The organism is Rahnella sp. P4_A8 (assembly GCF_056402435.1).
In genome coordinates this window covers 1-7,701 of record NZ_JBFUHK010000096.1, presented here as the reverse complement: position 1 = coordinate 7,701, position 7,701 = coordinate 1, and the positions used below count along the sequence as shown (strand labels likewise).

The window sequence follows — 7,701 nt, the reverse complement described above, 5'->3', positions numbered from 1 at the left end:
ACCCTGACCCGTCCAGGTCTTTTTAGAACCGTCAGTGTCTGTGTACTCATAAATGGCCGGACGTGGCTTACGTTTGGCTTTAGTGGTTTCTTTCGCGCTCTGGTGGCCCAACAGGTCATCAATCGCGATGCCATCGTTTGCCAACATTTCGCGGTATTTCAGTAATTTTTCGTCGCGCTCTTGTTGCTGCGCACTGCGCGCTTTGGCATTTTCGCGAGTTTCTTCAACAATGGCAGTCAGTTTCTCAAGAATTTCTTCCAGAGTACTCAAAGGCATTTCGCGAGCCTGAGCCCGAAGTGTACGGATATTATTCAAAACGTTTAATGCGTTGTCCATGATGTGCTCACTTTAGATATGTGCCATTAAATTAGTGACTCTGATTCTACACAAACCAATATTGATATCAATTGCGTCAGGATAATATTACAACCTATTACACAATTCCTGCGTGAGCCTCTTTGGTTTATTGCGTTTTAATGCGTTAGTTTTATAAGTAATTATTGACTCTGGGTTAATAAATTTTCAGCGCACAAATCACCTGCAGAACTTCAAAATAAGCAGGAAAACATTATTAAGCTAAATTTACCTCTCTTTATAAGAGTATCAGTGCGTGAATAACATATGTTGCTATTATGTACAAATCGGGCCAGTTCTTTTCTTTTGATGCGGATCTCACGCTTACTCTTATTCATTTCGCTAAAAATTTTCCTGCCGGAAATCGACGAAAAGCATCTTCTGCACAAAAAATTTAAAGCGGTTTACGCAGCATCGCTTTAAAATGTGACTCACGTCACACAGGATGTTTATTTACCCTATGTTTAAGACCATTTTTATTGTTTGCGCCGCGTGTGTGGCGCTGAAGCTCGCACTGGACTGGCAGATTATTTTGCAGGTGGCGGAAGGTTAACCGTTAACTGAGAGGCCAGAGCCGCAAATTCTGTCAGATTGCGGGTTAATGCGCCGCGCCGCCATATCAGCCACGTTGTCAAAAAACGATAATTGTCGGCCAGCGGCCAGATGCTCACCGTGCTGCTGCCCGGCATACTTTCCAGCATACTGCGCGGCATCAGCGCCAGCCCGCCGCCTGCTATCACACAAGCCAGCATGCCGTGATAAGACTCCATTTCGTAGATTTTCCCCGGCGCAGCGCCATCATCCGCAAACCAGCTTTCGAAATGGCGACGATAAGAGCAGTTCGACCGGAACGCATACAGAATCTCCCCGTTAACCTCCTGCCCACGAGTCACAGGCGCGTGATGTAAGGGGGCGACAATCACCATTTCTTCTTTATACACTGGYACGCCATCCAGAACCGGATGCAGCACAGGGCCGTCGACAAACGTCGCTTCCAGCGCCCCTTCCAGCAATTTATCCAGCAATTCCCCTGAAGGGCCAGTGCTCAGCGCCAGTTCAACCTTGCTGAATTGCTGGTGATAGCGCGCCAGTAAAGTGGGGATCCGCACCGCTGCAGTGCTTTCCAGCGCGCCCAACGCAAATATCCCCTGCGGTTCTGTGCCCGCCACGGACACCCGCGCTTCTTCGACTAAATCGAGAATACGGTTGTTGTAACTGAGAAAGTTTCGCCCTGCTGGCGAAAGGCGCAGACGCTGATTCTCGCGGATGAATAATTCGACGCCCAGTTCCGCCTCAAGCTGTTTAATGCGTGTTGTCAGATTCGACGGGACACGATGCACCCGCTGGGCGGCGGCGCTGATACTGCCGGTTTCAGCAACGGCGCGAAACATCTCGAGCTGTGACAGATTCATAGTCTTTCTCAAAAAGTGAACGGTTTACTTATTTTTATTCATTTTTATTCATCTTCGCAAGTCTCTATGCTGAACGGACTGGATAAATGAGGAGCACATAATGACAACGCCCGACACGCACGCAATTTCGCTCAACCCGTTCAACGGTCAGCGTATCGCAGAGTATCCTTTCGACACCGCACTGACTCTTGAGATGGCAGTCACACAAGGCAGCGCGGCCTATAAGCAGTGGCGCAAAACGGATATCACTCAGCGCGCATCCCATCTGCATAATCTGGCGACTGAACTTCGCAAAGCCAGTGAAGACATCTCCCGCATGATCAGCCGCGAAATGGGTAAACCCATTAAACAGGCGCGCGCTGAAGTGGAGAAATCCGCAAGCCTGTGCGAATGGTATGCCCTGCAGGGCCCGGCGATGCTCGCACCTGAACCCACCATGGTCGATAACGGCGTAGCGCATATTCATTACCGCCCTTCCGGCATGATCCTGGCGGTTATGCCGTGGAATTTCCCGGTCTGGCAGATCCTGCGCGGCGCGGTACCTGCGTTACTGGCGGGAAATACGTTCCTGCTTAAACCTGCCCCTAACGTGATGGGCACGACCCGTCTGGTGAAACAGGCTGCGCTGAAAGCCGGTTTTCCGGCAGGGGCCTTTGGCGTAATTAATGTCGGGAATGCAGATGTTGCCGGGTTGATTGCTGATCCGCGTATTGTTGCCGTCACGGTAACCGGCAGCGTGCGTGCCGGTGGTGCTATTGCGGAACTGGCAGGTAAATCACTGAAGAAATGTGTGCTGGAGCTGGGCGGTTCTGATCCATTTATCGTGCTCAATGACGCCAACCTCGATGAAGCGGTGAAGGCGGCTGTCGCGGGCCGCTATCAGAATACCGGACAGGTTTGCGCCGCCGCGAAACGTATGATTGTTGAAGAAGGTGTGCTGGAAGCCTTTACCGAGAAATTTGTGGCCGCCACGCGGGCACTGGTCATCGGCGACCCGCAGGATGACGACACCTACATCGGCCCGATGGCACGCTACGACCTGCGCGATGAGCTGGACAGGCAGGTTCAGGAAACGCTGTCAGAAGGCGCAACGCTGTTGCTCGGTGGTGAGAAAATTGCTGGCGAAGGTAACTTCTATGCCCCCACTATTCTGAGCAACGTGACGCCACAAATGACCGCATTCCGTCAGGAGTTATTTGGCCCGGTCGCAGCGATTACGGTTGCACGCGATGCTGAGCATGCGGTCGAACTGGCGAATGACAGTGATTTTGGTCTGAGCGCGACGATTTATACCGCCGACCTGGCACGGGCAGAACAGATGACTGGCGAGCTGGAAACCGGCGGCGTATTTATTAACGGCTACAGTGCGTCAGACCCGCGCGTAGCGTTCGGTGGCGTGAAAAAAAGCGGCTATGGTCGTGAGCTTTCACACTTCGGTTTACGCGAGTTCTGTAACGTGCAGACCGTGTGGAGCAACCGTAAATAACGGTTAACCGGTGGAGGTTTAAACTAATCACAGGATTTTATAATCCTGTGATTATTATTTTTTGCCAGCCTGTGAGGCCGGGCATCAATCGCTGTGACGGCCTGCTGATAACGAGACGCCTTTGTGGTTACTTAAACAGCCCCATCAGATGGTCCAGAATCAGCGAAGAGAGGGTGAAATCAGGGTCAGCAAATGTGACACCCTGCGCACCAAGATGTGAGAATAATGGCAACGTCAGTGCAGGTAACACACATAACAGCAGTCCGTTGATACCACTGGCAATAATCGCGCCACGGAAACCGCCGGTGGCGTTACCGAAGATGGCCGCCGCGCCTCCCGTAATAAAGCTCGCCATAATGCCCGGAACAATAATGGGCAATCCGACAAACGGGAAAATGAGAATACAGGCCAGTTCCACAGAGAAGCTCACCAGAAAACCAATCAACGTGGCATTTGGCGCTTTAGTGAAAAGCACCATGACATCCACCGCCGGGACAGCGCCAGGTGCGAAAACTCGTGAGAATCCTTTAAACGCCGGTACGATTTCCGCCGTAAATAAATTAACGCCCGCTTTGGCGAGATACAGACCGCAAGCAAACACAGCCGACTGCTCAAGAATAAAAATAATCGTATTTTTATCTGCCGCACCGGCGCCATACACAAGCGTCATCGCCGTTTTGATCTGCGGTTGCGTAGCGAATACACAGGATATCAGCAGAAGAACCAGCATCGTTAAAAGCGTGGCGATATTGGGTTCACGCAGGAAATCAAACTTGTTACTGATTTTGAGATGTTCTGTATCGGTCTTTTTATTACCGAACCATTTCCCCATATATGAACCGATGATATATGAAGATATGGCTGCGTGAGAAATGGCATATTCGTCAGAACCGATGATTTCACGGCTAAATCTGTTCAGGAAAAACGGAGAAGCGGCCATATAAAGACCGATGAAAATCGACGAGATGATAATAATGGGATAATAGCTATAACCCAGTTGCATCAGCACTGCTGTTAATGCAAAGGACATAAACAGGACAAGATGCAGCGAGAGATAGATAAATTTCAGACGCGTAAAGCGGGCCAGAAGAATATTAATCACCATAGAGAACAACAGAATTATCGCTGCCGTTGAACCAATCTGATCGATGGTTGCTGCCATGATGGCTTCATTACTCGGCACCACACCAACAATGTTAAAGGCGTTAGAAAACAAGGTGCTAAAAGCCGTTAACACTTTCATTAAGATTGAACCACCGACCTTTATCATGGTAAATCCGATAAAAGAAAGTGCCGTTCCGGTGATGATTCTTGATACCGATGCTTTTTGAAAAACCAATCCCAGAAATGCGATAATCGCAATGATAACAGCCGGTGTTTTAACCAAACTCAGAAATATTTCCATCTTCCCCTCTTTCATTGAATTTATATTGATTGAAAGTTGCGGCCTTTTTATAAGAAACTTTATCGTTACATTTTTTCAACATTCCTCATTCATCCTTGCTCAGACGTCATTCGAAATTTGTTTTTATGAAACAATGTTTCTTTTTATTTGGCACGGTGTTTTATATAGAGTTCGTGAAAGGGATGATGTGAAGTGACTCGCAATTAGTGGAGCAGAAGGCATTTTTTAACGTGTTTTGGAATGGACATAACAAGAGGACACCGGTCTGGCGCTAGCGCAATGCTGGCCGCCGCTTCCCGCGCCGTGGGTCTGAATCCTTCGACGCTATCCAGCGCACTCTCCGGACCGTGGACGAAAGGTGAAATGCGCATACTGCAGACAGGGCGTGAAATGTGCCCCTTCTTGCACTCATTTCAAAAATACATGACCTGTAACCAGGTGAAAATATCCTCTGTTACTTTCGTGTTAATTGTGGCGGGAGGTTGCCTAACAAAGAATTAGCAATTAAAGCTAAAGGTCATTACATGAAAAGGTATTTATTAACCTCACGCCCGTTAAATATCTCAGATGCGTCATCACAACGATCGATTAACGGTGCGGCTTAATATCCGATTTAGAAAAATGACCTGATGAGGAGTAAATCCATGAAAGGCTTAGTGAATGATGTCTTATCCATATTCTCACCCAAAGCGGTTAAGCCTGTTTTGGTCCGCTCAGGGTTATCACATCGCGAGATCGCCTCGCTGCAAGCTGTCGGCGTGAGCACGGTGTCCTGGGCTACCTCCATGGAAGAACTCAACAATGCATTTGTTAAAAAAGCACTGGATGCAGGCGCTGTCGGCTACCACATTACCCATGTGGAATCGCACAAACCGGGTAAAGAGCAGCAACACGTTATGGCTGCCACCGCGACCTTTTACCATATCAATCACAAAGTGGCCTATGGCTGATGTGCAGAGCAGAGTGTCATGAAATAAGAACGCCGCAGGCTTTAGGGTTTGCGGCGTTATTTATTGATGAGAAAGCATATTGAAGACCATTCATTAGCCGCGCGGTACACGGGTGGAGCGCCGCCCCATCAGCCTGGAGCATCATCATTCTCTTTTTCTTAATGATAATTACGGGTAAGATTAGTCCGAATAATAACATGTAAGGAAATAGAAATGGGATCTATGGTTTTTTGTAGAGGATGCGGAAAGGAGATCCACGAGTCGGCTAAATCATGCCCTCATTGTGGCGCCACTCAAAGTATTAATCCTCAGGGGACTAAAAGCAGGGTTGCTGCAGCGTTGTTAGCTTTCTTCCTGGGTGGTTTTGGTGTTCATAAGTTCTATCTGGGTAAAATCGGGCAAGGGTTCTTATACCTCATCTTCTGCTGGACGTTTATTCCTTCAATAATTGCATTCATTGAATTCATTATTTATCTGTGCGATTCAGATGAAAACTTCGCCAAAAAATACGGTTGAGTTTAGCTATCTGATTATAAAAGCCGCTTTCAAAGTGGCTTTTTGAAATCTACCAAACATTAAAAAACCCACACCCACCTTTCGGCAGATGCGGGTTCGCATAATCTCTGTACGCTAAATCAGATTACATCTGAATCAGATGTTTGATTTTCACGTCAGGATTGGTGTCGGCAGCATAATCAACACCGTTCAGGCCAAAGCCGAACAGACGCATAAATTCGCTTTTGTAGCCTGCAAAATCAGTCAGTTCCGCGATGTTATCGTTGGTGACTTCATTCCACAGTTTACCCACTTCAGCCTGCACTTCTGGCGCGATCTCTTTCAGGTCAGCGCGCAGACGGCCTTCGTTGTCGACCAGCGGCTCAGCGCCGTACAGGCTGTCTTTGTACAGACCGTAAACCTGCTCGATACAACCTTCGTGCGTGCCCTTCTCTTTCATCACTTTGAACAGCAGTGACAGGTACAGTGGCATCACAGGAATAGCAGAACTCGCCTGCGTCACAACGGCTTTCAGTACGGAAACGCGTGCGTCGCCGCCCTGCTCTGCCAGTGTGCTACGGATATCCAGAACACGTTTGTCCAGATCCTTCTTGGCTTCACCGATAGAACCGTTCCAGTAAATGTCCTGCGTCACTTCTTCACCCAGATAGGTGAACGCGGTAGTTTTCGCGCCTTCAGCCAGCACACCGGCAGCCTTCAGATCGTCGATCCACATCTGCCAGTCTTCGCCACCCATCACTGCCACGGTGCCCGCGATTTCTTCAGGCGTTGCCGGTTCCAGCGTGGTTTCGTTGATGGTTTCTTTGTCGGTGTTGATGCCACGAATAGTGACTTGCTTACCGATTGGTTTCAGGGTGGAGTTGAACACTTCACCGGTTTTAGGATGGGTGCGACGTGGCGCAGCCAGGCTGTAAACCACCAGATCAACCTGACCCAAATCTTGTTTGATCAGCTCAATGGTCTTTTGCTTCACTTCGTCAGAGAACGCATCGCCGTTGATGCTTTTTGCGTACAGACCTTTGGCATCAGCAAATTCTTCGAATGCGGCTGAGTTATACCAGCCCGCAGTGGCGGTTTTGGATTCATCGCCCGGACGTTCGAAGAAGATACCTAGCGTTGCTGCGTCAGAACCGAAAGCAGCTGAGATGCGGGCAGCGAGGCCGTAACCGGTAGAAGCACCGATCACCAGGACTTTTTTAGGACCGCCTGCGATTTTGCCTTGCGCGGTAACGTAGTCGATTTGTTCTTTAACGTTCGCCTTGCAACCTTCCGGATGGGCAGTAACACAGATAAAGCCACGGATGCGTGGTTTGATAATCATATAGACCTCATTGCAACTGTCTCAGTAAATTGGCCGATAGAATATAGGTTTGCGCCGTTTCAGGCAAAACCTGACGCTTCTTCGCCGTGTAAACAGAGTTCTCTGACCCGAAAACAGGCTCTTTTTCGGCAGAAAGCATAAAATTTGAGCCAAAAATTATCTCTGTAGTGTAACGCAGTCCCGCCGGGATGTTCATTTCAGGCCTCACGCATTCCAAAAGCATGGCGGCGGCATACCGCACATTCATTATCCTGCGC

The 7,701-nt window shown here is 48.9% G+C and carries 9 protein-coding genes; 4 read left to right on the top strand and 5 right to left on the bottom strand.

The annotated features are described in order from the left end of the window. Nucleotides 1-336, bottom strand: a 336-nt coding sequence (locus AC1DUO_RS22520; protein WP_477988830.1) for an H-NS family histone-like protein, incomplete at its 3' end; no start/stop codon positions are given. 545 nt (nucleotides 337-881) lie between these two features. Beyond that, entirely contained in the window at nucleotides 882-1,766 is an 885-nt protein-coding gene (ptrR, locus tag AC1DUO_RS22515; protein WP_013578018.1) for a putrescine utilization regulator PtrR, read from the bottom strand. A gap of 97 nt (nucleotides 1,767-1,863) precedes the next feature. Here ptrR and AC1DUO_RS22510 point away from each other — a divergent pair, with 97 nt between their 5' ends. After that, a complete protein-coding gene (locus AC1DUO_RS22510; protein ID WP_314522333.1) occupies nucleotides 1,864-3,252 on the top strand; it encodes an aldehyde dehydrogenase family protein in 1,389 nt (462 codons plus the stop codon). Between the two features lie 127 nt (nucleotides 3,253-3,379). Here AC1DUO_RS22510 and AC1DUO_RS22505 read toward each other — a convergent pair whose 3' ends face one another. Then, nucleotides 3,380-4,657, bottom strand: coding sequence for a PTS ascorbate transporter subunit IIC (locus AC1DUO_RS22505; protein WP_013578016.1), 1,278 nt, complete (start codon nucleotides 4,655-4,657; stop codon nucleotides 3,380-3,382). A gap of 240 nt (nucleotides 4,658-4,897) precedes the next feature. On the opposite strand from AC1DUO_RS22505, the gene AC1DUO_RS22500 reads away from it, so the two are divergent. The 3 genes from AC1DUO_RS22500 to AC1DUO_RS22490 all read left to right on the top strand — a co-directional run bounded on the left by AC1DUO_RS22500 (nucleotide 4,898) and on the right by AC1DUO_RS22490 (nucleotide 6,123). After that, complete coding sequence (locus tag AC1DUO_RS22500) at nucleotides 4,898-5,158, top strand: helix-turn-helix domain-containing protein (RefSeq protein ID WP_081481120.1); 261 nt, start codon at nucleotides 4,898-4,900, stop codon at nucleotides 5,156-5,158. 143 nt (nucleotides 5,159-5,301) lie between these two features. After that, the gene (locus tag AC1DUO_RS22495) at nucleotides 5,302-5,607 is read left to right on the top strand and encodes a YdgH/BhsA/McbA family protein (RefSeq protein ID WP_013578014.1); all 306 of its coding nucleotides are present in this window, start codon (nucleotides 5,302-5,304) and stop codon (nucleotides 5,605-5,607) included. Between the two features lie 213 nt (nucleotides 5,608-5,820). Beyond that, nucleotides 5,821-6,123 carry a TM2 domain-containing protein gene (locus tag AC1DUO_RS22490; RefSeq protein ID WP_013578013.1) on the top strand — a complete coding sequence of 101 codons (303 nt, stop codon included), beginning with the start codon at nucleotides 5,821-5,823 and terminating at the stop codon, nucleotides 6,121-6,123. 124 nt (nucleotides 6,124-6,247) lie between these two features. Here AC1DUO_RS22490 and fabV read toward each other — a convergent pair whose 3' ends face one another. Next, complete coding sequence (gene fabV / locus AC1DUO_RS22485; protein WP_013578012.1) at nucleotides 6,248-7,444, bottom strand: enoyl-ACP reductase FabV; 1,197 nt, start codon at nucleotides 7,442-7,444, stop codon at nucleotides 6,248-6,250. Between the two features lie 7 nt (nucleotides 7,445-7,451). Continuing rightward, the coding region (locus tag AC1DUO_RS22480) for a hypothetical protein (protein ID WP_477988825.1) at nucleotides 7,452-7,701 on the bottom strand (250 nt) is incomplete at its 5' end.

What these genes read in the sequence shown, in the direction of transcription:
- AC1DUO_RS22500 (WP_081481120.1), top strand. Translation starts at nt 4,898, where the DNA reads ATGGACATAACAAGAGGACACCGGTCTGGCGCTAGCGCAATGCTGGCC.
- AC1DUO_RS22490 (WP_013578013.1), top strand. Translation starts at nt 5,821, where the DNA reads ATGGGATCTATGGTTTTTTGTAGAGGATGCGGAAAGGAGATCCACGAG.
- AC1DUO_RS22505 (WP_013578016.1), bottom strand. Translation starts at nt 4,657, where the DNA reads ATGGAAATATTTCTGAGTTTGGTTAAAACACCGGCTGTTATCATTGCG.
- AC1DUO_RS22495 (WP_013578014.1), top strand. Translation starts at nt 5,302, where the DNA reads ATGAAAGGCTTAGTGAATGATGTCTTATCCATATTCTCACCCAAAGCG.
- fabV (WP_013578012.1), bottom strand. Translation starts at nt 7,444, where the DNA reads ATGATTATCAAACCACGCATCCGTGGCTTTATCTGTGTTACTGCCCAT.